This window comes from Craterilacuibacter sp. (assembly GCF_051659485.1).
Lineage (GTDB): Bacteria > Pseudomonadota > Gammaproteobacteria > Burkholderiales > Chromobacteriaceae > Craterilacuibacter.
Genome location: NZ_JBOFOO010000022.1, coordinates 1 through 2,298 on the forward strand (window position 1 = coordinate 1; position 2,298 = coordinate 2,298).

At 59.8% G+C, this 2,298-nt stretch carries 2 protein-coding genes; one reads left to right on the top strand and one right to left on the bottom strand.

Annotated features, from left to right (window positions below):
• Window positions 1-245 precede the first annotated feature (245 nt).
• Window positions 246-1,625 (top strand): ATP-dependent RNA helicase DbpA, encoded by a 1,380-nt coding sequence (gene dbpA, locus ACRC1E_RS00700; protein WP_438513189.1) that lies wholly within the window; start codon window positions 246-248, stop codon window positions 1,623-1,625.
• A gap of 62 nt (window positions 1,626-1,687) precedes the next feature.
• Here dbpA and ACRC1E_RS00705 read toward each other — a convergent pair.
• Window positions 1,688-2,298, bottom strand: a 611-nt coding sequence (locus ACRC1E_RS00705) for an MATE family efflux transporter (RefSeq protein WP_438513190.1), incomplete at its 5' end; no start/stop codon positions are given.

The window sequence follows — 2,298 nt, forward strand, 5'->3', positions numbered from 1 at the left end:
TTTAAGTTTCCCCCGGTACCGCTGATGTGTTGAATTTGACACGTTGGCCGGTACGTAGCAGACCCGCAAGGTTGAGGTTGTACTCCTATCAATTTGCGGGTTTTCAGTGCCTAGCAGATGCCTAGTTGAACACCATCGCATTATGAAGATAAGCGAATACTTGCTTGTAAATAGGTATGCAATTGGTCAGGAGGGCGCCTTCCTGCTACACTCTGCGACCTTTCTATGAAGCGCGCCAAGTCATTGTGAACAAAACGGAATTTTCATCGCTGGGGCTATCCGCCCCCTTGCTCTCCAATCTCGAAGGTCTGGGTTACCACCAGATGACGCCGATTCAGGCCCGTGCCTTGCCGGTGATGCTGGCTGGCCGCGACCTGATTGCTCAGGCCAAGACCGGTAGCGGCAAGACCGCGGCCTTTGGCCTTGGGCTGTTGTCGCGTATCAACCCGCGCTGGTTTGCCGTACAGGCACTGGTATTGTGCCCGACCCGCGAGCTGGCCGATCAGGTCGCGCGCGAGATTCGCCGTCTGGCGCGCGCCATCGATAATATCAAGGTGGTGACGCTGACCGGCGGCACCCCTATGGGCCCGCAAATCGGCTCGCTGTCCCACGGTGCGCATATCGTGGTCGGCACCCCGGGCCGTCTGCACGACCATCTGTACCGCGAAACACTGGATCTGTCCAAGGTCGAGACGCTGGTGCTGGACGAAGCCGACCGCATGGTCGACATGGGTTTCTATGAAGAAATCACCGGCATCGTCGACGCTTGTGCCAAGAAGCGCCAGACCCTGCTGTTCTCGGCCACTTATCCTGACAATATCAGGAAGCTGGCCGCCCGTTTCCTGAAAGATCCGGAACAGATCCGTCTGGAATCGCTGAACGACACCTCGCGTATCGAACAGCGCTTTTACAAAGTCTCGCCTGACGCACGTATCTCCACGGTTGCTGCGGCACTGGCACACTTCCGTCCGGCCTCGACCCTGGTGTTCTGCAACACCAAGGAACAGGTCAAGAATATGGCGCGTGACCTGACCGCCCAAGGCTTTTCTTCGCTCGCACTGTATGGCGATCTGGAACAGCGTGACCGTGATGAGATCCTGCTGCAGTTTGCTGCCGGTTGTGCCAGCGTACTGGTGGCCACCGATGTGGCTGCGCGCGGCCTGGATATCACCACCTTGGCTTGCGTGGTCAACTCCGATCTGGCGCATGATCCGGAAATCCATATCCACCGCATCGGCCGCACCGGCCGCGGCAACGACAAGGGTCTGGCGCTGAGTCTGGTCGTGCCTAGCGACGTCAAGCGTCTGGCACAAATCGAAGTGCAGCAGCAGGGCCCTGCCAACTGGCGCGACGTCAAAGAGCTGGTAGCGCAAGCTGCACCGGCCGCAGCGCCTGCCATGGTCTTGATCTGCATGACCGGCGGCAAGAAAGACAAGATCCGTCCGGGCGATATTCTGGGGGCACTGACAGGTGACGCCGGTTTGCCGGGTACGGCCATCGGCAAGATCAGCGTCAGCGACAATATCAGCTATGTCGCGATCGAACGCTCGCGCGCCAAGGAAGCACTGGCGCATCTGGATGGCGGCCGCGTCAAGGGCCGCAACCTCAAGGCGCGCCTGATTTAAGCCGCAATAGCCATGGGGTCTGTGATAAGGGAAGGTGCCTGGCGCCTTCCCTTTTTTGCATTTCAGGCGGTTTGCAGGGCCCGCTCTGTGCCTGCCAGTATTTGTATCTGGCGGCATAGCAATATGCCGACCCAGCAACCCACGAGCAGGTTGACAACAGGCATGGCCAGCCAGACTCCGTCAAGTCCCCACCATAAGGGCAGGCTATATAGTGCCGGCAGCAAGAGAACGGTTTTTGCCAGCGTGGCCAGTAGTGCCGGCCGCGTCAGTGCCATGGCTTGCAAGGCGATGATGCCCATGATCACCAGCCCGTCAAAAGGCAGTGCCAAAAGATGCAGGCGCAGGGCATGGCTGCCGGCAGCCAGCAAAACGGGGTCGCTCGCGGCAAACAAGCCGGCGATGGCAGCGGCCCATAGCTGGATGATCAGCCAGACGGCGATGCCGCCGCCCATCACGACGGCGAGTGCATAGCGGAGAATGGCGTATGCCTGACGCGGCTGTGCCGCGCCTATGGCTTGCCCCAGTAAGGGCTGGATGCCGACGGCCAGTCCATGGGCGAGCAGGGTGAATACCGTTTCGGTGTAACCGGCCACCGCATAGGCCGCCACCCCCGTGTCGGCATCGTAAATCAGCAGTTGCCAGTTGTGGAGCAACAAAACCAGCGCCAGATTCA